This is a genomic window from Streptomyces sp. S.PNR 29 (assembly GCF_030386795.1).
Classification (GTDB): Bacteria; Actinomycetota; Actinomycetes; order Streptomycetales; family Streptomycetaceae; genus Streptomyces.
The window spans coordinates 250,196-275,351 of record NZ_JANUQM010000001.1; the positions used below are offsets into that span (position 1 = coordinate 250,196).

Annotated in this window: 26 protein-coding genes and 1 tRNA gene; 17 read left to right on the forward strand and 10 right to left on the reverse strand. The window is 70.9% G+C overall.

What is annotated here, in order from left to right; genetic code table 11:
- Positions 1-50: 50 nt before the first annotated feature.
- Positions 51-905, reverse strand: coding sequence for an SDR family oxidoreductase (locus NW895_RS01220; RefSeq protein ID WP_289933113.1), 855 nt, complete (start codon positions 903-905; stop codon positions 51-53).
- Positions 906-996: 91 nt separating this feature from the next.
- On the opposite strand from NW895_RS01220, the gene NW895_RS01225 reads away from it, so the two are divergent.
- Positions 997-1,371 (forward strand): helix-turn-helix domain-containing protein, encoded by a 375-nt coding sequence (locus NW895_RS01225; protein ID WP_289933115.1) that lies wholly within the window; start codon positions 997-999, stop codon positions 1,369-1,371.
- Between the two features lie 27 nt (positions 1,372-1,398).
- On the opposite strand, the gene NW895_RS01230 is transcribed toward NW895_RS01225, so the two are convergent.
- The 5 genes from NW895_RS01230 to NW895_RS01250 all read right to left on the reverse strand — a co-directional run bounded on the left by NW895_RS01230 (position 1,399) and on the right by NW895_RS01250 (position 8,198).
- The gene (locus NW895_RS01230; RefSeq protein WP_289933116.1) at positions 1,399-2,478 is read right to left on the reverse strand and encodes a 2-oxoacid:ferredoxin oxidoreductase subunit beta; all 1,080 of its coding nucleotides are present in this window, start codon (positions 2,476-2,478) and stop codon (positions 1,399-1,401) included.
- Positions 2,471-4,399, reverse strand: coding sequence for a 2-oxoacid:acceptor oxidoreductase subunit alpha (locus NW895_RS01235; protein WP_289933117.1), 1,929 nt, complete (start codon positions 4,397-4,399; stop codon positions 2,471-2,473). Before NW895_RS01235 ends, NW895_RS01230 begins: the two co-directional genes overlap by 8 nt.
- A gap of 183 nt (positions 4,400-4,582) precedes the next feature.
- The gene (locus NW895_RS01240; RefSeq protein ID WP_289933909.1) at positions 4,583-5,242 is read right to left on the reverse strand and encodes a response regulator transcription factor; all 660 of its coding nucleotides are present in this window, start codon (positions 5,240-5,242) and stop codon (positions 4,583-4,585) included.
- A gap of 220 nt (positions 5,243-5,462) precedes the next feature.
- Complete coding sequence (locus tag NW895_RS01245; protein WP_289933118.1) at positions 5,463-6,815, reverse strand: sensor histidine kinase; 1,353 nt, start codon at positions 6,813-6,815, stop codon at positions 5,463-5,465.
- A gap of 162 nt (positions 6,816-6,977) precedes the next feature.
- Positions 6,978-8,198, reverse strand: a complete 1,221-nt coding sequence (locus tag NW895_RS01250; RefSeq protein ID WP_289933119.1) for a sensor domain-containing protein — start codon at positions 8,196-8,198, stop codon at positions 6,978-6,980.
- 307 nt (positions 8,199-8,505) lie between these two features.
- On the opposite strand from NW895_RS01250, the gene NW895_RS01255 reads away from it, so the two are divergent.
- The 13 genes from NW895_RS01255 to NW895_RS01315 all read left to right on the forward strand — a co-directional run bounded on the left by NW895_RS01255 (position 8,506) and on the right by NW895_RS01315 (position 20,861).
- On the forward strand, positions 8,506-8,886 hold the full coding sequence (locus NW895_RS01255; RefSeq protein WP_289933120.1) for an NADH-quinone oxidoreductase subunit A: 381 nt from the start codon (positions 8,506-8,508) through the stop codon (positions 8,884-8,886).
- Positions 8,877-9,494 (forward strand): NADH-quinone oxidoreductase subunit B, encoded by a 618-nt coding sequence (locus tag NW895_RS01260; protein ID WP_289933121.1) that lies wholly within the window; start codon positions 8,877-8,879, stop codon positions 9,492-9,494. The genes NW895_RS01255 and NW895_RS01260 overlap by 10 nt, the downstream gene beginning before the upstream one ends.
- Complete coding sequence (locus NW895_RS01265; RefSeq protein ID WP_289933122.1) at positions 9,491-10,798, forward strand: NADH-quinone oxidoreductase subunit C; 1,308 nt, start codon at positions 9,491-9,493, stop codon at positions 10,796-10,798. Before NW895_RS01260 ends, NW895_RS01265 begins: the two co-directional genes overlap by 4 nt.
- The gene (locus NW895_RS01270; protein WP_289933123.1) at positions 10,795-11,763 is read left to right on the forward strand and encodes a complex I subunit 1 family protein; all 969 of its coding nucleotides are present in this window, start codon (positions 10,795-10,797) and stop codon (positions 11,761-11,763) included. Before NW895_RS01265 ends, NW895_RS01270 begins: the two co-directional genes overlap by 4 nt.
- Positions 11,764-11,765: 2 nt before the next feature.
- Positions 11,766-12,506 carry a 4Fe-4S binding protein gene (locus tag NW895_RS01275; RefSeq protein ID WP_289933125.1) on the forward strand — a complete coding sequence of 247 codons (741 nt, stop codon included), beginning with the start codon at positions 11,766-11,768 and terminating at the stop codon, positions 12,504-12,506.
- A complete protein-coding gene (locus NW895_RS01280; protein ID WP_289933126.1) occupies positions 12,503-13,228 on the forward strand; it encodes an NADH-quinone oxidoreductase subunit J in 726 nt (241 codons plus the stop codon). Before NW895_RS01275 ends, NW895_RS01280 begins: the two co-directional genes overlap by 4 nt.
- On the forward strand, positions 13,228-13,620 hold the full coding sequence (gene nuoK, locus NW895_RS01285) for an NADH-quinone oxidoreductase subunit NuoK (protein WP_289933127.1): 393 nt from the start codon (positions 13,228-13,230) through the stop codon (positions 13,618-13,620). The genes NW895_RS01280 and nuoK overlap by 1 nt, the downstream gene beginning before the upstream one ends.
- Positions 13,617-15,611 carry an NADH-quinone oxidoreductase subunit L gene (locus NW895_RS01290; protein WP_289933128.1) on the forward strand — a complete coding sequence of 665 codons (1,995 nt, stop codon included), beginning with the start codon at positions 13,617-13,619 and terminating at the stop codon, positions 15,609-15,611. The genes nuoK and NW895_RS01290 overlap by 4 nt, the downstream gene beginning before the upstream one ends.
- Positions 15,612-15,617: 6 nt before the next feature.
- Positions 15,618-17,192, forward strand: coding sequence for an NADH-quinone oxidoreductase subunit M (locus NW895_RS01295; protein WP_289933129.1), 1,575 nt, complete (start codon positions 15,618-15,620; stop codon positions 17,190-17,192).
- The gene (locus NW895_RS01300) at positions 17,189-18,688 is read left to right on the forward strand and encodes an NADH-quinone oxidoreductase subunit N (RefSeq protein ID WP_289933130.1); all 1,500 of its coding nucleotides are present in this window, start codon (positions 17,189-17,191) and stop codon (positions 18,686-18,688) included. The genes NW895_RS01295 and NW895_RS01300 overlap by 4 nt, the downstream gene beginning before the upstream one ends.
- A 251-nt stretch (positions 18,689-18,939) precedes the next feature.
- The gene (htpX, locus tag NW895_RS01305) at positions 18,940-19,803 is read left to right on the forward strand and encodes a zinc metalloprotease HtpX (protein ID WP_289933131.1); all 864 of its coding nucleotides are present in this window, start codon (positions 18,940-18,942) and stop codon (positions 19,801-19,803) included.
- Positions 19,800-20,195 (forward strand): YccF domain-containing protein, encoded by a 396-nt coding sequence (locus NW895_RS01310; protein ID WP_289933132.1) that lies wholly within the window; start codon positions 19,800-19,802, stop codon positions 20,193-20,195. Before htpX ends, NW895_RS01310 begins: the two co-directional genes overlap by 4 nt.
- 99 nt (positions 20,196-20,294) lie before the next feature.
- On the forward strand, positions 20,295-20,861 hold the full coding sequence (locus NW895_RS01315; protein WP_289933133.1) for an SMI1/KNR4 family protein: 567 nt from the start codon (positions 20,295-20,297) through the stop codon (positions 20,859-20,861).
- 224 nt (positions 20,862-21,085) lie between these two features.
- Here NW895_RS01315 and NW895_RS01320 read toward each other — a convergent pair whose 3' ends face one another.
- On the reverse strand, positions 21,086-22,330 hold the full coding sequence (locus tag NW895_RS01320; protein WP_289933134.1) for an amino acid permease: 1,245 nt from the start codon (positions 22,328-22,330) through the stop codon (positions 21,086-21,088).
- 227 nt (positions 22,331-22,557) lie between these two features.
- Between NW895_RS01320 and NW895_RS01325 the strand changes: the two genes are divergently transcribed.
- A complete protein-coding gene (locus NW895_RS01325; protein WP_289933135.1) occupies positions 22,558-22,824 on the forward strand; it encodes a GlsB/YeaQ/YmgE family stress response membrane protein in 267 nt (88 codons plus the stop codon).
- A gap of 103 nt (positions 22,825-22,927) precedes the next feature.
- On the opposite strand, the gene NW895_RS01330 is transcribed toward NW895_RS01325, so the two are convergent.
- Entirely contained in the window at positions 22,928-23,416 is a 489-nt protein-coding gene (locus NW895_RS01330; protein ID WP_067282299.1) for a YajQ family cyclic di-GMP-binding protein, read from the reverse strand.
- A 222-nt stretch (positions 23,417-23,638) separates the two neighbouring features.
- On the opposite strand from NW895_RS01330, the gene NW895_RS01335 reads away from it, so the two are divergent.
- A tRNA-Tyr gene (locus NW895_RS01335) sits at positions 23,639-23,720 on the forward strand.
- 116 nt (positions 23,721-23,836) lie between these two features.
- Positions 23,837-24,049 carry a hypothetical protein gene (locus NW895_RS01340; RefSeq protein WP_289933138.1) on the forward strand — a complete coding sequence of 71 codons (213 nt, stop codon included), beginning with the start codon at positions 23,837-23,839 and terminating at the stop codon, positions 24,047-24,049.
- Between the two features lie 53 nt (positions 24,050-24,102).
- Here NW895_RS01340 and NW895_RS01345 read toward each other — a convergent pair whose 3' ends face one another.
- Together NW895_RS01345 and NW895_RS01350 are read right to left on the reverse strand one after the other, a co-directional pair.
- Positions 24,103-24,492 (reverse strand): nuclear transport factor 2 family protein, encoded by a 390-nt coding sequence (locus tag NW895_RS01345; protein ID WP_289933139.1) that lies wholly within the window; start codon positions 24,490-24,492, stop codon positions 24,103-24,105.
- Position 24,493: 1 nt separating this feature from the next.
- Positions 24,494-25,150 (reverse strand): NAD(P)H-binding protein, encoded by a 657-nt coding sequence (locus NW895_RS01350; RefSeq protein WP_289933140.1) that lies wholly within the window; start codon positions 25,148-25,150, stop codon positions 24,494-24,496.
- Between the last annotated feature and the right edge of the window lie 6 nt (positions 25,151-25,156).

Genomic DNA, 25,156 nt, shown 5'->3' on the forward strand with positions numbered 1-25,156 from the left:
GGGGCGAGGGCCCGGTGCGAGGGCAGTCGGCCCTTGGGTGGCAAGGGGAGTCAGTCCGTGAGCGCTGCCTTGATCGCCTCGGCGAGCGGGGTGGTCGGGCGGCCGGTCAGGCGGGAGAGGTCTCCGGTGCGCACCTCCAGCTCGCCCTTCTCGATGGACGCGTCCACCCCCGCGAGGATCGCGGCGAGCGGCTCGGGCAGCCCGGCGCCGGTGAGGATGCCGGTGTAGGCCTCGACGGAGACGGGGTTGTAGACGATCTCCTTGCCGGTCTGCCGGCTCAGCTCGGCCGCGTACTCGGCGAAGCTCCACGCCTCGTCGCCGCCCAGCTCGTACGTCGTGTTCTCGTGTCCCTCGCCGGTCAGTACGGCGACGGCGGCGGCCGCGTAGTCGGCGCGCGCGGCGGAGGAGACCCGGCCCTCGCCGGCGGCCTGGACGACGGCGCCGTGCTCCAGTACCGGGGCGAGGTTCTCGGTGTAGTTCTCGTGGTACCAGCTGTTGCGCAGCAGCACGTACGGCACGCCCGACTCCAGGATGGCCTCCTCGGTGCCGCGGTGGTCGTCGGCGAGGGCGGCCGTCAGCGTGCCGGGGGCGCTGGTGTAGGCGAGGAGGGCGACACCGGCCGCCTTGGCGGCGTCGAGGACCACCTTGTGCTGCTGCACACGGCCCTTGTCGAACTCGTTGCCGGAGATCAGCAGGACCTTGTCGCCCGCCGAGAACAGGGTGTCGAAGGAGGCGGGGGCGTTGTAGTCGGCGAGCGCGATCTGCACGCCGCGGGCCGCGAAGTCGGCGGCCTTCTCGGCGTTGCGGACGACCGCGGTGATCTGGTCGGCCGGAACCTTCTCCAGCAACTGCTCCACGACGTGGCGGCCGAGGTGTCCGGTGGCTCCGGTGACGACGATGCTCATGGTCAGAACTCCTTGTGGGGTGCGTCTGACCACTAACCGTAGAGGGAGCGCTAACCTTTCGAAAGTACCCACTTTGAAGTAAGGTACTGGTATGGCAGTAAGTGACTGGCAGAGCGACGGCGACGAGGCCATGTGCCCGCACCGTCTGGTCCTGGAGCACGTCACCAGCCGCTGGGGCGTCCTCGTGCTGATCGAGCTGCTGGAACGCCCCTACCGCTTCAGCGAACTGCGCCGGGCGATCGGCAGGGTCAGCGAGAAGATGCTGACCCAGACCCTGCAGACCCTGGAAAGGGACGGTCTGGTCCACCGGGACGCCAAGCCGGTGATCCCGCCCCGCGTGGACTACTCCCTGACCGGCCTCGGCCGCGAGGCGGCGGAACAGGTGCGGGGGCTCGCCCTGTGGACGCAGCGGCGGATGGACGACGTGCACAAGGCCCGGCAGGCGTACGACGAGGCCCGGGCGTAGCGGCCCGGGCCTCGTGTCCGGCGGGTGTCAGCCGACGACCGTCCAGGTGTCGCCGCCGGCCAGCAACTGGGCGAGGTCGCCCTTGCCGCGCTGTTCGACGGCGGTGTCGAGCTGGTCGGCCATCTGCGTGTCGTACACCGGCCGCTCGACGGAGCGGAACACACCGATCGGCGTCTGGTGCAGCGTGTCCGGGTCGGCCAGGCGGGACAGCGCGAACGCGGTGGTGGGGGAGTCCGCGTGCGCGTCGTGGACCAGGATCCGGTCCTCGTTGTCCGCGGTGACCGTGACCACCTTCAGATCGCCGGTCGCCTGGTCCCGGACCACGCCCTTGGAGCCGTCTCTGCCGAAGCGGATCGGCTGCCCGTGTTCGAGGCGGATCACCGCTTCCTCGGCCTGCTGCTTGTCCTTCAGGGCGTCGAAGGCGCCGTCGTTGAAGATGTTGCAGTTCTGGTAGATCTCGATCAGAGCCGTGCCCTGGTGGGCGGAGGCCTGCCGCAGCACCTCGGTCAGATGCTTGCGGTCGGAGTCCACGGTCCGGGCGACGAAGGACGCCTCCGCGCCGATCGCCAGCGACACCGGGTTGAAGGGCGCGTCCAGCGAGCCCATCGGCGTCGACTTGGTGATCTTGCCGACCTCGGAGGTCGGGGAGTACTGGCCCTTGGTCAGGCCATAGATCCGGTTGTTGAACAGCAGGATCTTCAGGTTGACGTTGCGGCGCAGGGCGTGGATCAGGTGGTTGCCGCCGATGGACAGCGCGTCACCGTCGCCGGTGACGACCCACACCGACAGGTCCCGCCGGGAGCTGGCCAGGCCGGTGGCGATGGCGGGGGCACGGCCGTGGATGGAGTGCATCCCGTACGTGTTCATGTAGTACGGGAAGCGGGAGGAACAGCCGATGCCGGAGACGAAGACGATGTTCTCCTTCGCCAGGCCCAGTTCGGGCATGAAGCCCTGCACCGCGGCCAGGATGGCGTAGTCACCGCAGCCGGGGCACCAGCGCACTTCCTGATCGGACTTGAAGTCCTTCATGGACTGCCTGGCCTCGGCCTTGGGGACGAGGGAGAGCGCCTCGATCGTGCCCGTGCCTTCCGTGGTCCTCTCAGCCATCGATGGCCTCCTTGAGAGCCGTGGCGAGCTGCTCCGCCTTGAACGGCATACCGTTGACCTGGTTGTACGAGTGCGCGTCGACCAGGTACTTCGCCCGGACGAGGGTGGCGAGCTGGCCGAGGTTCATCTCGGGGATCACCACCTTCTCGTAACGCCTCAGCACCGCGCCGAGATTCCGCGGGAAGGGGTTGAGGTGCCGCAGATGTGCCTGCGCGATCGGCTCCCCGGCCTTGCGCACCCGCCGCACGGCGGCGGTGATCGGCCCGTACGTCGACCCCCAGCCCAGCACCAGCGTCTTCGCGCCGTCCGGGTCGTCGACCTCCAGGTCGGGGACGTCGACGCCGTCCACCTTCGCCTGCCGGGTGCGCACCATGAAGTCGTGGTTGGCCGGGGCGTAGGAGATGTTGCCCGTGCCGTCCTCCTTCTCGATGCCGCCGATGCGGTGCTCCAGGCCGGGCGTGCCCGGGATCGCCCAGGGGCGGGCGAGGGTGTGCGGGTCCCGCTTGTACGGCCAGAACACCTCGGTGCCGTCGTCCAGGGTGTGGTTCGGGCCCTGCGCGAACTGCACCCTGAGGTCCGGCAGCTCGTCCAGCTCCGGGATGCGCCAGGGCTCGGAGCCGTTGGCCAGGTAGCCGTCGGAGAGCAGGAAGACCGGAGTGCGGTAGGTCAGCGCGATCCGGGCCGCTTCCAGGGCCGCGTCGAAGCAGTCGGCCGGGGTGCGCGGGGCGACGACCGGGACCGGCGCCTCGCCGTTGCGGCCGTACATCGCCTGCAGCAGGTCCGCCTGCTCCGTCTTGGTCGGCAGACCGGTGGAGGGTCCGCCGCGCTGGATGTCCACGATGAGCAGCGGCAGCTCCAGCGACACGGCGAGACCGATCGTCTCGCTCTTCAGCGCCACGCCCGGGCCGGAGGTGGTGGTGACGGCGAGGGAACCGCCGAAGGCCGCGCCGAGCGCGGCGCCGATCCCGGCGATCTCGTCCTCGGCCTGGAAGGTCCGCACGCCGAAGTTCTTGTGCTTGGACAGCTCGTGGAGGATGTCACTGGCCGGGGTGATCGGGTACGACCCCAGGAACAGCGGCAGGTCGGCCTGGCGGGCGGCGGCGATCAGACCGTAGGCCAGGGCCAGGTTGCCGGAGATGTTGCGGTAGACGCCGGGCGGGAACGCCTTGGCGGCCGGCGCCACCTCGTAGGAGACGGCGAAGTCCTCGGTGGTCTCGCCGAAGTTCCAGCCGGCGCGGAAGGCGGCGATGTTGGCGGCCGCGATGTCGGGCTTCTTCGCGAACTTCGACTTCAGGAACTTCTCGGTGCCCTCGGTGGGCCGGTGGTACATCCAGCTCAGCAGGCCGAGCGCGAACATGTTCTTGCTGCGCTCGGCCTCCTTGCGGGTGAGGTCGAACTCCTTCAGCGCCTCGACGGTGAGCGTCGTCAGCGGCACCGGGTGGACGTTGTAGCCGTCGAGGGACCCGTCCTCCAGCGGGCTGGTGTCGTATCCGACCTTCTGCATCGCCCGCTTGGTGAACTCGTCCGTGTTGACGATCACCTCGGCGCCGCGCGGCAGGTCGCCGATGTTCGCCTTCAGAGCGGCCGGGTTCATCGCCACCAGCACGTTCGGCGCGTCGCCGGGCGTGAGGATGTCGTGGTCCGCGAAGTGCAGCTGGAAGGAGGACACGCCCGGCAGGGTCCCGGCGGGCGCCCGGATCTCGGCCGGGAAGTTCGGCAGCGTCGACAGGTCGTTGCCGAAGGACGCGGTCTCCGAGGTGAAACGGTCGCCGGTGAGCTGCATACCGTCACCCGAGTCCCCCGCGAACCTGATGATCACCCGGTCGAGGCGGCGGACATCCTTCGCCCCGGCCGGTTTGCGCTGCTCTGCTACGACGGCACCGTCGGCCTGTTCCGCTGGGCTACTGACCTGGCTGGTCACTGACTGGACCTCCCTAGAGGCGGCTGTCCGGGGATCGGCCTCCCGCAGACCCTCCCAGGATCAACCCTACGTCCGTAAGGGTCGCCTTCCTGCGGCCATTCGCATGATGGACACCGCTTCGAGGCGGCCTGCCGTCGCCGCTCGTGCGGTGTTCAAGGGGCGGGAAACCAGTGTTCAAGGTGCTCAGGAGTCGAGGTACGTGAGGACGGCCAGCACGCGCCGGTGATCTCCCTCGCTCGGGGACAGCCCCAGCTTCAGGAAGATGTTGCTGACGTGCTTCTCGACGGCACCGTCGCTCACGACCAGCTGCTTGGCGATCGCGGAGTTCGTCCGCCCCTCGGCCATGAGCCCGAGGACCTCCCGCTCCCGGGGGGTGAGTCCCGCGAGCACGTCCTGCTTGCGGCTGCGGCCGAGCAACTGCGCGACCACCTCCGGGTCGAGGGCCGTACCGCCCTGGGCCACGCGCACCACCGCGTCCACGAACTCACGTACTTCGGCTACCCGGTCCTTGAGCAGATAGCCGACGCCCCGGCTGGAGCCGGCCAGCAGCTCGGTCGCGTACTGCTCCTCCACGTACTGCGACAGCACGAGCACGCCCAGCTCCGGGTGCGCCTTGCGCAGCCGCACCGCGGCCCGCACCCCCTCGTCGGTGTGCGTCGGCGGCATCCGTACGTCCGCCACCACCACGTCCGGCAGCTCGCCCTGCGCGTCCAGCTCCGTGATCGTCTTGACCAGCGCCTCACCGTCGCCGACCCCGGCCACCACCTCGTGCCCCCGGTCGGTCAGGAGCCGGGTCAGCCCCTCTCTGAGCAGCACGGAATCCTCGGCGATGACCACCCGCACCCTGTCCTCCACGATCCTTGGCCCCCCACGCCACACCCGCCCGTTCGCGACGGGTCCAGCATCCCAGCATCGGGAGCCCGTTGCCTCTGAGAATGAGAACAGGGGCATGACATGCCTGGTTTCAGCCTCCTGAGTGACGCGTTGTCGATCATCGGGCGGTCCTGGTACGGACCATGACGGAAGGGCGGCGGGGGCGCCCCCCACCGCCGGTCACTCGCCCTCACCTCCGCCAGGGCAACTCCGCCGTCACCCGCGTGGGCCCCCCGGCCGGAGAGTCCACCACCAGGATTCCGTCCACCGCGTCGAGCCGCTCCGCGAGCCCGGCCAGCCCCGCCCCGGCGGACACCTCGGCGCCACCGACCCCGTCGTCCACGACCTGCAGCATCAGCCGGTCCTCCACCCGCCACACCTCCACGGCCGCCGACGTGGCCCGCGCGTGCTTGCTGATGTTCTGCAGCAGCTCCGACACCGTGAAGTACGCGATCCCCTCGATGGCCGGCGCCGGCCGCTCCGTCAGGTCCACCTCCACCTGCACCGGCACCGCGCACCGCGACGCCACCGCCGACAGCGCCGCGTCCAGCCCCCGGTCCGTCAGCACCGCAGGATGGATGCCGCGGGCCAGATCCCGCAGCTCCTGCAGCGCCGTCTTGACCTCGCCGTGCGCCTCGTCCACCATCCGCGCCGCCGCCCGCGGATCCTCCTTCAGTTTCTCCTTCGCCAGCCCCAGATCCATGGCCAGGTTGACCAGCCGGGCCTGCGCCCCGTCGTGCAGGTCCCGCTCGATGCGCCTGAGGTCGGCCGCGGCCGTGTCGACGACCACCCCCCGGTCCGACTCCAGCTCCACCACCCGAGCCGACAGCCGCGACGGCCCGAGCAGCCCGTGCACCAGCAGCCGGTCCACCATCGTCAGCGCCCGCACGATCCACGGGGCGGCCAGCGTGAACAGCAGCCCCACCAGCGCGGTCACGGTGATCTCGAACGGGTTGTCCAGGTACACCCGGTGCGTCTCGTCGCCGTACAGCTGCAGCCCGTCCTGACCGGCGTACATCGGGAAGACCCAGAACCACAGCGGATAGCTCAGCATCGCCCAGCCCCACGCCCAGACGTTCACGGCGATGCCGAAGGAGAACACCGCCCACGGGAAGTGCAGCAGTGCGTACAGCAGGGTCCGCCACGACGTGCCGCTCTTGAGGACCGCGCCCAACCAGGCCGGCCCGCCCGGCTTCCGCATCCGCAGCGGTTCCGGGTCCGCCACCTCCAGCCCCAGCAACCCGCGCGCCCGCGCCCGCTCCAGCGCCCCGAACCCGCGGCACCCCGCGAGCGCCACCGCCAGCACCGGGATCCCCAGGAACGTGACCAGCAGGCCGGCCCCCACCGACACCATCGTGACCGCGTACGCGAACATCAGGATGCTGATCGGCAGGCTCAGCAGCACATAACCGAACTCCCGCCAACTGCGTCCCTCGAACGGCGCCCGCAGCCCCGCGGGGAGGCGGTGCCGCCGCTCCCGGGCTCCCGGGAACCCGGGGCCGCTGTCGAGTCCGTAGACCTGTCGTCCGTACTCCGTGGCCATCGGCGTCGTCCTTCTCCTCATCCTGCGGCCGGGCTGTCGTACCGGCTGGGGCTGTCGTGCCGGCTGAGCCCCGGTACCGGCCGAGCTGTCGTGCCTCCACCCTCCCCGGCCGGGGACCTGCGGACCATGGAGTCCGTCGGCGTCTCGAACGGGGGGTTTTCCCTACCCCTCGCCGGAGGCGCCCGTGCGGTCCCGCCACGGCAGTTCCGCCGTGATGGCCGTCGGGCCGCCCACCGGCGAGTCGACGACGAACAGGCCGTCGACCGCGCCGAGCCGGTCGGCGAGACCTCGCATGCCCGTACCGCCGTCCAGACGCGCGCCCCCACGGCCGTCGTCCCCCACCTGGATGAGCAGCCGGTCCTCGGCCCGCCACACCTCGACCGACGCGGACTTGGCCCCACTGTGCTTGCTGATGTTCTGCAGCAGCTCCGAGACGGTGAAGTAGGCGATGCCCTCAATCGCGGCGGCCGGTCTGGACTCCAGGTCGACCGTCACCTTCACCGGCACCGTGCAGCGCGAGGCGACCGAGGACAGCGCCGCGTCCAGGCCGCGGTCGGTCAGCACGGCCGGGTGGATGCCGCGGGCCAGGTCCCGCAGCTCCTGCAGCGCGAGCTTCACCTCGCCGTGCGCCTCCTCGACCATGGCCGCCACCACCTTTTCGTCGGCGTGGCCCTCCATCAGCTTCTCCTTCGCCAGGCCCAGCCCCATGGCCAGGTTGACCAGCCGGGCCTGCGCGCCGTCGTGCAGATCCCGCTCGATGCGCCTGAGGTCGGCCGCGGCCGTGTCGACCACCACGCCCCGGTCGGACTCCAGCTCGGCTATGCGCCGCTCCAGCTCGTCCGAGGGGGACAGCAGCCCCCGCACCATCGCCCGGTCCGCGTTGGCCAGGCCCCGAGCCACGAACGGCAGCACCGGCCACAGCACGAACAGCGAGGTCAGCGTGATGGTGAAGGTGAGGATGCCCCAGGGCAGGCGGATGAAGTCGTACAGGACCGTGCGCCAGCCCACCGGATCCTTCAGCGCCATCCACAACCGCTGGAAGAACCCGCCGGTGCCCCGCAGAGGCAGCGGACTCGGCTCGTCGATCCGCACCCCGAGCAGCGCCCTGGCCCGCGCCCGCTCCAGCTTCCCCAGCTGCCGGGCGCCCATCAGCCCGGCCGCCAGCAGCGGGAACCCGATCACCGTGACCGTCAGCCCGAAGCCGGTGAACAGCACCGTCACGACGTAGGTGAACCCCAGCAGCGCCATCGGAAGGTTCGCCAGGAGATGGACGATCTCCTTCCAGGTGTGCGGGTCGTAGGCGAAACGGGCCGGCGGCGGGCGGTCGCTGTCCGCTGCGCCGGGTTTGCCGGCGTGGCCCGGGGATACGAGGCGTTCGGTCATGGGAGTCAGCGTGCCGCCCGCCACGTCGCCGCGCCATGAGGTGGACCGCCGCGATCCGCTGGGGAAAACCCCACCAGCGTGTCCGGAGGCGTGACTGGCTGCTTACGCTCTCTTTAGCAGGCCCTAGACTCCCCTGCGTACAGATCGTCGAACAGCGGCGAACAGCGGTGTTCACCAGGTCACGGGTCACAGGGTCAGGGAGCGAGGGACGGACGTGCGGGAACCGACCGTCGTCGATTCGACCGTCGTCGCAGCGAATGCCGGGGCAGCGAATGCCGGGGCGGATGTCAGGACGGGTGGTGGCGCGGTGAACGTCGCGGCGGACTACTTCCAGTCCTACTCGGTCGTCGGACTGCTGGCCGTCGTCGGCGTGCTCTTCGTCGCCGTCGCCTTCGGCGCGGGCCGCCTGCTGCGCCCTGTCGTCCCCACCCCGGAGAAACTCCTGACCTACGAGTGCGGCGTCGACCCCGTCGGCGAGGGCTGGGCCCACACCCAGGTCCGCTACTACGTCTACGCGTTCCTGTACGTGATCTTCGCCGTCGACTCGATCTTCCTGTTCCCCTGGGCGACGGTCTTCGCCGCCCCCGGCTACGGCGCGACGACCCTCGTCGAGATGTTCATCTTCCTCGGCTTCCTGGCCGTCGGCCTGCTCTACGCATACAAGAAGGGCGTCCTGGCATGGACGTGAACCCCACTCCTGCTGAGCCCGTGCTGCTTCCCGAGCCCAAGCGGCTGGGCGCGCTCGCGCGCCTCGCGCCCGAGCCGATGAAGGTGATCCTCAACTGGGGTCGCCGCTACTCCCTCTGGGTCTTCAACTTCGGCCTCGCCTGCTGCGCGATCGAGTTCATCGCCGCGTCGATGGCCCGCCACGACTTCATCCGCCTCGGCGTCATCCCCTTCGCGCCGGGCCCGCGTCAGGCCGACCTGATGGTGGTCTCCGGCACGGTCACGGACAAGATGGCGCCGGCCGTCAAACGCCTGTACGAGCAGATGCCGGAGCCGAAGTACGTCATCTCCTTCGGCGCGTGCAGCAACTGCGGCGGACCGTACTGGGACTCGTACTCCGTGACGAAGGGCGTCGACCAGATCATCCCGGTCGACGTATACGTCCCCGGCTGCCCGCCGCGCCCCGAAGCGCTGCTCCAGGGCATCCTGAAGCTGCAGGAGAAGATCGCCCGCGAGTCGCTGGGGGAGCGGTACGGCACGCCGTCCCGGCCGTCGCCGGCGGCACTGCAGAGCGGCCTGGTGACACCGCCGGCCGCCGGGGGGTCCCCGGTGGGTGGGGAGGACCGATGACCGCGGTCGGATGGCTGCCCGCAGACGTCGAGGACCTGTTCGGTACGCAGGCCACGGCCGAGGAGTCGTACGAGGTCCTCACCGTCGACGTACCGCCCGCCGCCTGGATCTCCGCCCTGGAGACCGCGCGCGACCGGCTGGGCTGCACCTACTTCGACTGGCTGAGCGCGGTCGACGAACCGGGCACCGGCTTCCGCGTCGCCGCGCACGTGGCGGCCCTTTCACCGGTACGACGACTGCTGCTGCGCACCACGGTCCCGCACGAGTCCCCGGCCCTGCCGTCGGCCGTCTCCGTCTACGCGGGCGCCGCCTGGCACGAGCGCGAGACCCACGAGATGTTCGGCGTCGCCTTCGAGGGCCACCCGGCGCTGGACCACCTGCTCCTGCCGGAGAACTTCGAGGGCCACCCGCTGCGGAAGGACTTCGTCCTGGCCGCCCGCGTCGCCAAGGCCTGGCCGGGCGCCAAGGAACCCGGCGAGTCCGACCACGGCGGCCCCAGGCGCCGCCAGATGCTCCCCCCGGGCGTCCCCGACCCCAACGAATGGGGCCCCCTCAAGGGCCAGCTCCCCCCTGCCCCGGCCCGCCCGACCCGAGGCACCGCCCGCGCCACAGGCGAACGCCCGCCCCGCGCGACGGGCGAACGCCCGGTACGCCGTACGCGTACGGCGGCGGAGGGCTCGGCAAGCCAGGCCGAGGCGTCTCCGGCCGCGGACACCCCGACCACTCCGCGCCGCGCTCGTACGGCGGCGGAGGGTTCGGCGAGCCAGGCCGAGGTGTCTCCGGCCGCGGACACCCCGACCACTCCGCGCCGCGCTCGTACGGCGGCGGAGGGTTCGGCGAGCCAGGCCGAGGCGTCTCCGGCGGCCTCCGAGGCACCGTCGGCACCGGCGACGCGTCGTTCCCGGAGCGCGAGTGAGGGATCGGCGTCGCAGCGCGGCGCGGGTGCGCCGCCAGGGCCCCGTCGGGCGCGCAGTGCGTCGGAGGGTTCCGCCAGCCAGCGGGGCGCGTCCGACGCGGCGGCGGACGACACAGGCGCGGATGCCGCCGACGACGCCGCGACCCCACGGGACGAGGACCGGCCCCCGAAGGCCCCCGCCGCCCCGCGCAGCCCGGACGCCCCATGGCACCACGCCCGCCCGGCCTTCGACGAACCGGAAACGGAGCCGAGCCGTCGGCCCGAGGACCGCCCGGAGACCGAGCCGACGCCGGAGAGCGCTGCGCGGCCCCCGGCCGACGCCGCCGACGCCACCACAGAACCCACAGACCCCGAAGCCCCCCAGAATCCCTCAGGAGGCCCGCAGTGAACGACGCGCTCGACGTCACCCTGCGACTCCTGATCGTCTTCGGCGTCTTCCTGACGTTCCCCCTGATCATCGGTCAGACCGAGCACAAGGTGATGGCCCACATGCAGGGCCGCCTGGGCCCGATGTACGCCGGCGGCTTCCACGGCTGGGCCCAGCTCGTCGCCGACGGCGTGAAGTTCGCGCAGAAGGAGGACGTGGTCCCGGCGGGCGCGGACCGCCGAATCTTCCAGCTCGCTCCGGCCGTGGCCCTGCTGCCGTACCTCCTGGTCCTCCTCGCCATCCCCATCGCCCCCGGCGAAGGCGCGGTCGGCCAGGTCCTGGACGCCGGGATCTTCTTCGTCCTCGCCGTCATGGGCGTCGGAGTCCTCGGCTCCCTCATGGCCGGCTGGGCCTCCGCCAACAAGTTCTCCCTCCTCGGCGGCCTCCGCACCGCCGCCCAGCTCCTCGCCTACGAACTCCCGATGCTGCTCGCCGCCGCCTCCGTCGCCATGGCGGCCGGCACCGTCTCCCTCCCCGGCATCCTCGACGCCTTCGAGTGGTGGTGGCTGCCCTGGCAGATCGTCGGCGCGATCGTGTTCTTCGTCGCCGGCCTCGCCGAGCTCCAGCGGCCCCCCTTCGACATGCCCGTCGCCGACTCCGAGATCATCTTCGGCGCGTACACCGAGTACACCGGTCTGCGCTTCGCCCTCTTCCTTCTCGCCGAGTACGCCGGAATCGTCGTCCTGTGCGGCCTGACCACCGTTCTCTTCCTGGGCGGCTGGCACGGCCCCTGGGGCGCCGACGGCCTCGGCTGGGTGTGGACCCTGCTGAAGACGGCCGTCCTCGCCTTCATCGTGATCTGGCTGCGCGTGACCTACCCCCGCCTGCGCGAGGACCAGCTCCAGAAACTCTCCTGGACCCTCCTCGTCCCCCTCTCCCTCGCCCAGATCGCCCTCACCGGCATCGTCAAGGTGGTGATCCAGTAACCATGGCCCCCATTCCTGGCTCCGGCCTGGCCAAGGGCCTGGCCGTCACCCTCCGCACGATGACGAAGAAGACCGTCACCGAGCAGTACCCGGACGCCCAGCCCGACCTCCCGCCCCGCACCCGCGGCGTGATCGGCCTCTTCGAGGAGAACTGCACGGTCTGCATGCTGTGCGCCCGCGAGTGCCCGGACTGGTGCATCTACATCGACTCCCACAAGGAGACGGTCCCGGCGGCGACCCCCGGCGGCCGCGAACGCAGCCGCAACGTCCTCGACCGCTTCGCCATCGACTTCTCCCTGTGCATGTACTGCGGTATCTGCATCGAGGTCTGTCCTTTCGACGCCCTGTTCTGGTCCCCGGAGTTCGAATACGCCGAGACCGACATCCGTGACCTCACCCACGAGCGCGACAAGCTCCGCGAGTGGATGTGGACCGTTCCAGCCCCGCCGGCCCTGGACCCCGGCGCGGAGGAGCCGAAGGAACTCGCCGCCGCCCGCAAGACCGCCGACAAGCTGGCCGCCCAGCAGGAGGCCGCGCTCGCCGAGGCCGACGACCGGCCCACCTCTCCGCCCGAGACCGAGCCGCACGCCGACGAACAGGCCCGCGCCGCCGAGCAGCCCACCCGTCCGGCAGGGGACTCCAAGCAGCAGACGGACCAGCCGAGGACGGATCAGTCGAAGACGGACCAGCCGAGGACGGACCAGTCGAAGACGGACCAGTCGAAGCGGGAGGGCCGGGAATGACCCTCGCAGCCGCCGCCGCCCGCCTCGCGGCGGACACCACGACCACGACCACGGCCGCCGCCGGCACCCACGGTTTCCTCTCCCCGACCGGCGTCGAGATCGCCTTCCTCCTCGTCGGCCTGGTCACCTTCGGCGCCGCGATCGTCACCGTCACCACCCGGCAGCTGGTGCACGCCGCCCTGTGGCTGGTGGTGACCCTCGGCGGCCTCGCCGTCGAGTACCTGCTGCTCACTGCCGAGTTCATCGCCTGGGTGCAGGTCCTCATCTACGTGGGTTCCGTCGTCGTCCTCCTCCTGTTCGGTCTGATGCTCACCAAGGCCCCCATCGGCCGTTCCCCGGACGCCGACTCCGGCAACCGCTGGGCCGCCCTCACCGTCGCGGTCGCCGCCGCGGCCGCCCTGGTGTGGGTCGTCGTCGACGCCTTCCGCACCACCTGGATCGACCTCGACGGCCCCGCCGCCGGCTCCACCGCGGCCACCGGAGCGAGCCTCTTCCAGAACTGGGTCCTCCCCTTCGAGGCTCTCTCCGTCCTCCTCCTCGCCGCCCTGGTCGGCGCGATCGTCCTGTCCCGCAAGGCCAAGGCGGACGCGGCGAACAGCACCCCAGCCGCCCCGGGAGCGGTGAGCACCACTCCCGCCGCCCCCGGCGCGCAGGACACCCGGCGTGACACGGAACGCGACACGGAACGCGACACGGAACGCGACACGGAAGGGGCCCGCTGATGCACCTCGCCTATCCCGCCGTCCTGTCCGCCCTCCTGTTCTGCACCGGCCTGTACGGCGTCCTCGCCCGCCGCAACGCGATCCTGGTCCTGATGTCGGTCGAGCTGATGCTCAACGCCGTCAACCTCAACCTGGTCGCCTTCGACGTCTGGCTGAGCAGGACCGCCGAGGAGACCCTGCACTCCGGCCAGGCCCTGACCCTGTTCACCATCGCCATCGCCGCCGCCGAGATCGGCATCGGTCTGGCGATCGTCCTCGCCGTCCACCGCAACCGCGGCACCTCGGACATCGACAAGCTCCGCGACACCGCCGAAGGCCACGGCACCGCCGACCCCGACAGCGACGCCACCGCGACCCCGACGGCCGCCGAGAAGGCTGAGGCCACCGCGTGACCACGACCACCCTCGCCGTCCTCGTCCCCCTCCTTCCGTTCCTGGGCGCCGCCGCCGGCCTGCTCCTGGGCCGTACGGCCCCCGGCTTCGTCCGCCCGCTCGCCGTCCTGCCGACGCTCACCTCCCTCGTCCTCGCCGCACTGGTCGCCGTGCGCCAGGGCGGCGACCAGGCCATCAACGCCGCCACCGAACTCACGCCCACCGGCTCGGTCCCCATCGAGCTCGCCCTGCACATCGACGGCTTCGCCGCCCTCGTCGCCGTCCTGGTCGGCTTCGTCGCCACCTGCGTGCAGATCTACTCCACGGGCTATCTGCGCGACGACCCGCGCTACCCCTCGTACGCGGCCCTGGTGTCCCTGTTCACCTCCGCGATGTTCCTCGTCGTCTACTCCGGCGACCTGATGATGCTGCTGGTCGGCTGGGAGATCATGGGCATCTGCTCGTACTTCCTGGTCGGCCACTACTGGGAGACCCCGGAGGCCCGCGCCGCCTCCCTCAAGGCCTTCCTGGTGACCAAGCTCGGTGATGTCCCCTTCCTCATCGGCCTGTTCGCCCTCGCCACCGACGCCGGGTCCTTCCGCATCACCAAGGTCCTGGGCGCCGTCGCGAGCGGCGGACTCGACCACCCGACTCTGATCGCCCTGCTGCTCCTGGCCGGCGTGGCGGGCAAGTCGGCGCAGTTCCCGCTGCACTCCTGGCTCCCCGACGCGATGGCGGGCCCGACTCCCGTCTCCGCGCTGATCCACGCCGCGACCATGGTCGCCGCCGGTGTCTACTTCATCGCCCGTCTCCTCCCGGTCTTCGAGGCCTCCCGGGCCGCGATGGTCGTCCTCGCCGTCATGGCCGCGGTCACGATGGTCGGCTCGGCGCTCGCCGCGCTCGCCCAGGACGACATCAAGCGCGTCCTGGCCTACTCGACGATCGGCCAGCTCGGCTACATGACCGGCGCCCTCGCCGTCGGCGACCGCGGAGCCGCCGTCTTCCACCTCCTGTCCCACGGCGCCTTCAAGGCACTGCTGTTCCTCGCCGCCGGCGTGATCATCCACGCAGCCGGCACCAACTCCCTGGCCGCCATGTCCCGCATGCGGAACCTGCGCGACCGCGTCCCCGACGCCTACTGGACGATGACCGTGGCGCTGCTCGCGCTCGCCGCGATCCCGCCCTTCAGCGGCTTCTTCTCCAAGGAGTCCGTCCTCGGCGCCGCCGAACACGTCGTCACCGGCCACACCGAGCACAGCCCCGGTGCCGCGGGCTGGACCGTCCTCGTCGCCGGACTGCTCACGGCCCTGCTCACCGCCGCGTACGCGATGCGCCTGTGGCTGCTGGCCTTCCGCGGCCGGGGTGCCGACGCCCCCGACCACGGCAGGCAGCCGCTGGTCATGAACGCGGTGCTGTGGGTGCTCGCCGTCCCCTCTCTCGCCCTCGGCGGGTTCGCCTACCGCGTGCTGCCCGACTGGTTCGACGGCCGTGACCTCACCCCGACCCTCACCACCTCCGTGCTCGGCACGGGCGTGGCCCTGGTCGGCGGCATCGTCACCTACGCGGCCTGGCGGCACACCACCACGCTCGCGGCCCGAGTCCCGCTGGGTGCCGTCGCCGCCCACCCGGAGGGCGACGCCGGGCAGGTCGAGGCCGAGGCCATCGCCACCCACGAGCCGGCGTACGGGAGCATCGCCTACGCACCCGACCCGTCCGACCCGGGACGGCTCCTGCTCGGCCCGCTGCACCGCCACGCGGCCGTCGGCTTCCACCTGGACGCCGTGTACGCGGCCCTGTTCGTCCGCCCGGTCCAGGCCGGAGCGCGTCTCGTCCGGTTCCTCGACCGCGAGGTCGTGGAGACCTACGTACACGGTGCGGGCGCCCTACCCCGCTGGCTCGGGGCCGCCGTCCGGCGCGCCCAGACCGGCAATGTGCAGACCTATGTGAGCGCGCTGCTCGCCGGCACCGTCGTCCTGGTGGTCGCCGCCGTCCTCGTCGCCACGGGAGCGTGAGCAGACGTGATCGATATCAGCGAGTCCGTGATGCAGTTCCTTCTGGCGTTCGTCGTCGTCGGCCCGCTCCTCGGTGCCGCCGCCGCTCTCCTGCCGGCCCCGCCCGGACTGAAGGGGAAGTCGCCCGAGCAGGCCGTGCTGCGGCACGGCGTGACCGTCACCGGCGCGGTCCTCATCGCCGCGATCGTCCTCGCGCTCGGCTTCGACCACGACCAGCCGTCGAAGATGCAGGCCAGCACGGACATCAGCTGGATCCCCGCACTCGACGTACGCATCCACCTCGGCATCGACGGCATCTCTCTCCCCCTTCTGGTGCTGACCGCGCTGCTGACCTTCCTCTGCGCGCTGTACTCGTACTTCAAGATGCCTGCGGGGCCGACCCCGAAGGCCTTCGTCGCGCTGCTGCTCGTCCTGGAGTCCGGCACCCTCGCGACCTTCGCCGTACTCGACCTGCTGCTGTTCTTCCTCGCCTTCGAGATGGTGCTCATCCCGATGTACTTCCTCATCGCCCGCTGGGGCGGCGAGGGCCGGAGCCAGGCCGCGTGGCGGTTCATCCTCTACACGCTGCTCGGCTCCGTGGTCATGCTGCTCGGGCTGCTCCTGATCGGAATCAACGCGGACACATTCGACATGGTGGCACTCGCCACTGACAACGGCCGGTCGCTGACCACATCCGTGCAGGTCATCGCGGTTTTGGCGATCGGGATCGGGCTCGCGGTCAAGACGCCGATGTGGCCGCTGCACAGCTGGCTGCCCGACGCCCACACCGCCGCGCCGACCGTCGGCTCGGTCCTGCTGGCCGGTGTCCTGCTGAAGATGGGTACGTACGGGTTCGTCCGTATTCTTCTCCCCGTCGCACCGGACGGCTTCCGCACCTTCGCGCCCTACCTCGCCGCCTTCGCCGTCGTCGGGATCATCTACGGATCCCTGGCCTGCCTGGCCCTCGCCAAGCAGGGCGCGAAGGGCGACCTGAAGCGCCTCATCGCCTACTCCTCCGTCGGTCACATGGGCTTCGTCCTGCTCGGCATCGCCACCATGACCCCGACCGGCGTGAACGGCGCCCTGTTCGCCAACATCGCCCACGGCCTCATCACCGGCCTGCTCTTCTTCCTGGTCGGCGCGCTGAAGGACCGCACCGGCACCACCGACCTCGACACCCTCGCCGAGGAAACGGGAGCGGCCCTGTACGGCAAGGCACCACGCCTCGGCGGCCTGCTCGCCTTCGGCGCCGTAGCCTCGCTCGGCCTGCCCGGCCTGGCCGGGTTCTGGGGCGAGATGCTGGCACTGTTCGGGGCGTTCGAGCCCGCCGCCGACCTCAGCCGCCCCGCCTTCCTCACCTTCATGGCGATCGGCGCGTTCGGCACGCTGCTGACGGCCGCGTACATGCTCATCGTGGTGCGCCGGGTCTGCATGGGCGCCGTCCCACAGGAAGCCCCGAGGCTCACCGACGTCCGCCGCTACGAGTTCGCGGCCTGGAGCCCGCTCGTCGTCCTCACCGTCGTCGCCGGGCTGTGGCCCAGGGCCCTCCTCGGCCTGACCGACCCGGCCGTGCAGCAGCTCCTCGCAGGAGGCACCCGATGAGCTCCCTCGTCCAGTCCGTCGACTGGCTCGCCATCGCGCCGCCCACCATCGCCGCGGTCGTCGGACTCGTCGTCCTCGTCGCCGACCTCTTCGTCGACGACAGCAGGAAGGCGCTGCTCGGCTGGGCCTCGGTCGCCGGCCTCGCCGCCTCCACGCTCATGCTGCTGCCCATCCTGGACGGCGACCGCTCCACCTTCTGCCTGACCGGCGACGCCGGCGTCTGCAGCTACACGGCGGACCGCTTCACCCTCGTCATCCAGTTCCTCGTCCTCGGCGGCGCCCTCCTCGCCGCCCTGCTGTCCGTCACCGCCCTGAAGGACGCCCGCAAGGAACTCCCCGACGGCGAGTTCTGGTTCCTGCTGCTGTCCTCCGCGGCCGGCGCCGCCCTCCTGCCCGCCTCCCGCGACCTGGCGACCCTCATCGTCGCCCTGGAGGTCGCCTCCCTGCCGGCCTTCGCACTCGTAGGCCTCCGCCACGGCGACCGGAAGTCCTCCGAAGCGGCCCTGAAGTTCTTCCTGTCCTCGGTCACCGCCACCGCGGTCAGCCTGATGGGCATCAGCTTCGTGTACGCCTCCACGGGCACCCTCTACCTCACCCAGATCGCCGACCGGATCCGACACGTCGACGGACAGCTCCACACGCTCGCCCAGACCGGAGTCGTCCTCACCCTCGTCGGCTTCGCCTTCAAGACGGCCGCCGTGCCCTTCCACTTCTGGGTGCCGGACACCTACGTGGGAGCGCCCCTCCCGGTCGCCGCCTACCTGTCGGTCGTCGGCAAGGCGGTCGGCTTCTCCGGCCTCATCCTCGTCACGGTCATCGCCCTCCCCTCGTACGCCGACGTCTGGGGCCCGGCCCTCGCGGCGCTGGCCGCCCTCACCATGACCGTCGGCAACGTCGGCGCCCTCCGGCAACAGGCCACGCGCGCGTACAGCGCGGTACGACTGCTCGCCTGGTCGTCCATCGGCCAGGCCGGCTACCTCCTGGTGCCGATAGCCGCAGCCGCGTACGCCGAGGACGCCCAGAAGCCGATCGGCTCCACCGTCGCCTACGCCCTCATGTACGGCGCCGTGAACCTCGGCGCCTTCGCCGTGGCCGCGCTCGTCGGCCGTACGAGGTCCCTCAACCGCATCACCGACTACCGCGGCCTCTACGCGACGAACCCGCTCGCAGCCCTGCTCCTGGCGTTCTTCCTGCTCTGCCTCGCCGGGCTGCCGCCGGGCATCATCGGCCTCTTCGCGAAGGTCACCGTCTTCTCCGCGGCCGTCGACGCGGGCCTCGGCTGGCTCGCCGTGATCATGGCCGTCAACGTCGTCATCGCGCTGTTCTACTACCTGCAGTGGACGGCCCTGCTGTTCCGCGCCCCCGAGGGCGCCCCCGAAAAGCACCGTGTCCCGGCACCTCTCACGGCCGCGATCACCGTGACCGCCGTCCTCGGCATCGCCCTCTCCGGAGCGCCCCAGCTCGTCCTGCGCTTCACCGACACCGGGCTCTTCTGAGCACCCGTCGCATTCACCACGCGCGCGTGGGGCACTCGACCCCCACGCGCGCGTGCCGTATCCCGCGGCCCTCACCCGGACGGCCCACGCGCGCCGCCGTACGCACAAGGGAACTGGTCGCCCTCGCCTGGCGTTGACCAGTACGGAAGGGTCCACTGGACGTGACACCACGGCACCGGTGGCATCGGAGACGAGCAAGCAAGATTCAGCCAATAAGGGGTTCCCCTGCTGCACGACATGGAGGGCGCACCGTGCACCGCCGGCACAACGGGCTCAGGACAGCAGTACTCCTCGGGGGACTGTCCGCACTCATCATCGTCATCGGCAGTTTCTTCGGCCGTGCCGGGCTCATCGTCGCCGTCCTGGTAGCACTGGGCACCAACGCGTACGCGTACTGGAACAGCGACAAGCTGGCACTACGCGCGATGCGCGCCCGGCCCGTGAGCGAGTTCGAAGCCCCCGGTCTGTACCGCATGGTCCGAGAGCTCTCCACCCAGGCCCGCCAGCCCATGCCCCGCCTCTACATCTCCCCGACGGAGGCGCCGAACGCCTTCGCCACCGGCCGCAATCCGCGCAACGCCGCCGTGTGCTGCACCGACGGCATCCTGCGCCTCCTGGACGAGCGTGAGCTGCGCGGTGTCATCGGCCACGAGCTCAGCCACGTCTACAACCGCGACATCCTCATCTCCTCGGTCGCCGGCGCCCTCGCCTCCGTGATCATGTTCTTGGTCAACTTCGCCTGGCTGATCCCCGTCGGACGCTCGGAGGACGATGACGGCCCCGGGCTTCTCGGCATGCTGCTGATCATGATCCTGGGCCCCCTCGCCGCCTCCCTCATCCAGCTGGCCATCAGCCGCTCCCGGGAGTACGAGGCCGACGCCTCCGGCGCCCAGCTCACCGGTGATCCACTCGCCCTGGCCAGCGCCCTGCGTAAGCTCGAACTGGGTGCCAAGCAGCTCCCGCTGCCCCCGGAGCCCCGCATCGAGACCGCCAGCCACATGATGATCGCGAACCCCTTCCGCCCGGGTCAGGGGCTCTCGAAGATGTTCTCCACCCACCCGCCGATGGCGGACCGCATCGCCCGGCTCGAGAAAATGGCAGGTCGGTACCAGTGAAGACCATCCTCAACGTCATATGGCTCGTCCTGAGTGGCTTCTGGCTGTTCCTCGGCTACCTGGCCGCGGGCCTGCTCCTGTGCATCACCATCATCGGCATCCCGTTCGGCATAGCCGCGTTCCGTATCGGCGTCTACGCCCTGTGGCCGTTCGGGTACACGACGGTCGAGCGCCGGGAAGCGGGCGCTGCCTCCTTCGTCGGCAACGTCCTGTGGCTGGTCCTCGCGGGCTGGTGGCTCACCATCGGCCACATCGTCACCGGCATCGCCCTGTGCGTCACGATCATCGGCATCCCCCTCGGGATCGCCAACTTCAAGCTGATCCCGGTCTCGCTGTTCCCGCTGGGGCGGGAGATCGTGCGGACCGACGAGGCATTCTCGACGCGCTGGTAGAGCAGCAAGCGGCGCCCCCGCGAACCGCCCGTTTTTCCACAGCCTCGCGGTTGTCCACAGGCCACTCCGATTGTCAGTGGCGGCCTGCATCATGAACCCATGACCGAGACCGAGCAGTTGCTGGCACGGGTGGCGGCCAAGGCCCGCAACACCCGCCCCTGGGGCTGGACTTCCCTCCCCGAGCCCGTCGATGCGGCCACGCTGGCCCGCGCCGAGGCGACCCTGGGCTTCCGCCTGCCGCCGCTGCTCGCCGAGCTCTACCTGCGCATAGGAGACGGCGGATTCGGCCCGGAGTACGGTCTGCTGCCCCTCCTCGACAGTCCGCCCGCCGGCGAACCCGCCGCCGTCGTGCAGTACCTCGCCAACCGAGCGAGCGGCCGCCAGGACCCCGACTGGCCCTGGCCCGAGGGCGTCCTGCCGATATCCCACTGGGGCTGCGCGATGTACGCGTGTGTGGACTGCCACGCCCCGGAGGCCACCGTCCTGCTGTTCGAGCCGAACCCGGGCGACCCCGACCGCGCCTGGTTCGTGGACGCCCCGAGCCTCAGGGACTGGCTGCATGCCTGGGTGGACGGCACGGGCTGGTACGACGAGATGAACGAGGAGCTGGAGATGCAACCCTGGACCGACACCCGCATACGCGCGACGCCCGCGAAGGCGTCCTGAGCAGCCACGGGACTGTCCTGAGCTGCCGCGCTGACCGTCCCGAGCAGAGCCACCGGGCCGTCCCGAGCAGAGCCGCCTGATCGTTCCGAACGGCGCCACCGGACCGTTCCGAACGGCGCCACCGGACCGTCCCGAGCAGAGCCGCCTGATCGTCCCCAGCAGAGCCCCGGATCACACCAGCCGCGCGCCCGCGGCCGGCAGCCGCGGGCGTCCGGCCGGGCGGCCTACCGCCCGGCCGCCCACCGCCGCACCCCGTACGCGATCACGCCCGCCACCAGCACACCCGCGCCCACAGCCACCGACACCACCGGAAGCGAGAACGCCAGTACCACGCACCCGAGCAGCCCCACCGCCGGCACCACCCGCGCCGCCGGAGCCGACCCGAGCGTCCAGGCCGAGGCGTTGGCGACGGCGTAGTACGCGAGCACACCGAAGGAGGAGAACCCGATCGCGCCCCGGACGTCCACCGTGGCGGCCAGGACCGCGACCACCGCACCCACGGCCAGCTCAGCCCGGTGCGGCACCTTGAAACGCGGATGTACGGCGGCCAGCGCGCCGGGCAGATGACCGTCCCGGGCCATGGCCAGCGTCGTGCGCGAGACGCCCAGGATCAGGGCGAGCAGCGAGCCCAGCGCGGCCACGGCGGCGCCCACCCGCACCACCGGAGCCAGCCCCGGCACCCCGGCCGCCCGCACTGCGTCGGCCAGCGGCGCGCCCGCATGCCCGAGCCCGTCCGATCCCAGCACGGAAAGGACCGCCACCGCCACACACGCGTACACCGCCAGCGTGATGCCCAGAGCCAGCGGGATCGCGCGGGGGATGGTGCGCGCCGGATCCCGTACCTCCTCACCGAGGGTCGCGATCCGCGCGTACCCAGCGAAGGCGAAGAACAGCAGGCCTGCCGCCTGCAGCACCCCGCCGACGCCCCCCGACGCCCCGGCGTCCAGGCGCCCGGCATCGGCCTGGCCCGACCCCAGACACACGACCACCACGGAAGCGAGGACCGCCAGGACCACCGCAACGATCGCCCGCGTCAGCCAGGCGGACTTCTGGATGCCGCCGTAGTTCACCGCGGTCAGCGCCACCACGGCCGCGACCGCCACCGCGTGCGCCTGCCCCGGCCAGACGTACGCGCCCACGGTGAGCGCCATCGCCGCACAGGAGGCCGTCTTCCCGATCACGAACGACCAGCCCGCGAGATAGCCCCAGAACTCCCCGAGCCGCTCGCGCCCGTAGACATATGTGCCGCCCGAGGCCGGATACAGGGCGGCCAGTCGCGCCGATGAGGTGGCGTTGCAGTAAGCGACCACGGCGGCGACCCCGAGCCCGATCAGCAGAGCGGACCCGGCAGCGCGCGCCGCGGGCCCCAGGGCGGCGAAGATCCCGGCACCGATCATCGATCCGAGCCCGATGACGACGGCGTCCCCCACCCCGAGGGTGCGCCGCAGTTCGGAAGCAGAATGCGCCATGGCCCGCACCCTACTGAGCACTGCAACCGCGCAGTGCGGCCGGGACGTCCTGTTCACCAAGAGGACATGAACACGCGAGGACATGAACACGCGAGGACTCACGGCGCGGACACGCGTGTGACAGTTCCGCGGAGGTACGACGCGCGACGGACGAACCCGGCCTGTTCGGGAGCAAGATCACAGTGCCGGAACAGTGCGGGCACAGTGTGGAAGGGCAGGTTCACGGCATGGGCATCATCAGCTGGATCATCCTGGGACTGTTGGCCGGAGCCATCGCCAAATTCCTGCTGCCGGGTCGCGACCCGGGTGGGCTGGTCGGCACGACGCTGATCGGCATCGCCGGTGCGTTCATCGGTGGCTGGATTTCGGCCCGCTGGCTCGACCATCCCGTCAGCAAGGACTTCTACGACGGCGCCACCTGGGCCGCGGCGATCGGCGGCTCACTCGTCCTGCTGATCGCCTACCGCCTCCTCTTCGGCAACTCACGCGACTGACCGCGCCCCTGGACCGCGGCCGGCAGGCAAGAAGGGTGGGCACCGAGGGCGCCCACCCTTCCTCGTACGACGGGGGATCAGTCGACGACCGGCCGGCGGCGGCTCACCGGTAGTTCACGAACTGCAGGGCGAAGTCGAAGTCCTTGCCCTTCAGCAGGGCGATCACGGCCTGCAGGTCATCGCGGCTCTTGGAGCTGACCCGGAGTTCGTCGCCCTGCACCTGGGCCTTCACGCCCTTCGGGCCCTCGTCGCGGATGATCTTCGCCACCTTCTTGGCGTTCTCCTGGGAGATGCCCTCCTGGATCGAAGCGAAGATCTTGTACTCCTTGCCGGACAGCTGGGGCTCGCCCGCGTCCAGTGCCTTCAGCGAGATGCCGCGCTTGATCAACTTGGACTGGAAGACGTCGAGGACGGCCTTCACCCGGTCCTCGGAGTTCGCCTCCATGAGGATCTTCTCCCCGGACCACGAGATCGAGGCACCCACGCCCTTGAAGTCGTAGCGCTGCGAGATCTCCTTGGCGGCCTGGTTGAGGGCGTTGTCGACCTCCTGCCGCTCGACCTTCGAGACGATGTCGAAACTGGAGTCGGCCATGTCCTGTGGCTCCTTGTATCGGGGTGCGTATCGGGTGCGTACCGGCGTACGTGGGCGGCCGCCGAGCCCGGCAGGGTCACGGGCCGCATCCGGACAAGCCTAGCCACCCCCCGCCCTCCCGGCGCCGATCAATCGGGTGGCGAAGCACCCCTCCGTATCGGGTATTGTTTACGTCGTTGCCACGGAGCGCCGCCGAAAAGCGGTTCGAAGGGCAGCGACCCCGGCGGTGTGCCCGAGCGGCCAAAGGGAGCAGACTGTAAATCTGCCGGCTCAGCCTTCCCAGGTTCGAATCCTGGCGCCGCCACACTGGGGAAGACCCCCTCCGAACTGCGGAAACGCAGAGCGGAGGGGGTCTCTTCGTTTGAGTCGAGCAGGTCGGGGTCGGTCAGTTCTCAGGGCGACGCGGGGCACACTGGCCCCATGTCCACCCGTCGCAGCCCCTGCCCCGAGTGCCGCCGCGAGATCGCCGTCGTCGCGGGGCGCTACGCGCGCCACGACCCGCCCGGCGCACGCGAGAGCGGGGAACTCACGTCATGTCCCGGCTCCCGTCGGCTGGCCCAAATCGGTGGGGTGCAACCGTCGTTGGACGGATACGTCGTCCCCGACTTCCCCGGACAGCTCCCCCTGTTCTAGCTGTTTCAGCTGCCCAGGCCCCCCTCTGGCTCACCTGGCGCCCTCGGGCTCACTCAGGCCCCCTCAGCCCCCGCCCGTACATCCATCCGCGCCACCAGCCCGTCCCCGCCGAACCGGTACACGTGCTCGACCGTCTCCGGCGACCACCGGTCACCCGACGCGTCCCGCATCCCGGTCCGCACCGTCGCCACGACCGCCTCGCCGTCCCCGTCGAGCCGCATGCCCTCCAGGCGTACGAGGGGGTGGCCCGCCGCGAACTGCCGGGTCCAGTAGGCACGTACGGCCTCACGCCCCCGCAGCCTGACCCCGTCCAGCATGTTCGGCCAGTCCACGTCCGGGGCCAGACAGCGCTCAAGGAACGCGTCCCGCTCGTCCGTCGAGAACACCTCGTACATCCGCCGCAGCAGCGCCTCGCGCTCCGGCGGAACTCCCTCGGCGCCCACCTCAGTTCCCCGCCACCGACTTGACCGCCACCGACACCGGCGTCGAACCGCTGATCAGCTCCAGCGTCAGCCCGGCCGTCGCCGGGGTGTCGACCAACTCCGCGAGTGCGGCGGCCACGTCGTCACGCGGGACGGGTCCGCGGCCCGTGTGCGCCTCCAGGCGTACCAGGCCGGTACCGGCGTCGTTCGTCAGCTGACCGGGGCGCAGGATCGTCCAGTCCAGAGCGTCCAGCGAGCGCACGTACGCGTCGGCCTCGCCCTTGGCGCGCAGATAGACGTCGAAGACCTCGTTCCCCGGGTGTCCGGGATCCGCCCCCATGGAGGACACGACCAGGAAGCGCCGTACGCCCGCCCGGATCGCCGCGTCCGCGAAGAGGACCGCCGCGGCCTTGTCCACCGTGTCCTTGCGGGCCGCGCCGCTACCGGGCCCCGCGCCCGCCGCGAAGACCGCCGCGTCCGCACCCCGCAGCCGCTCCGCGACCTCCTCGACCGAGGCCGACTCCAGGTCGAGCACGATCGGTTCGGCACCGGCGCGGCGCAGGTCGTCGGCCTGCTCGGCCTTCCGGATGATCCCCGCGACCTCGTCTCCGCGCGCGGCGAGCAACCGCTCCAGCCGCAGCGCGATCTGACCATGACCCCCAGCGATGACAATGCGCATGTCTTC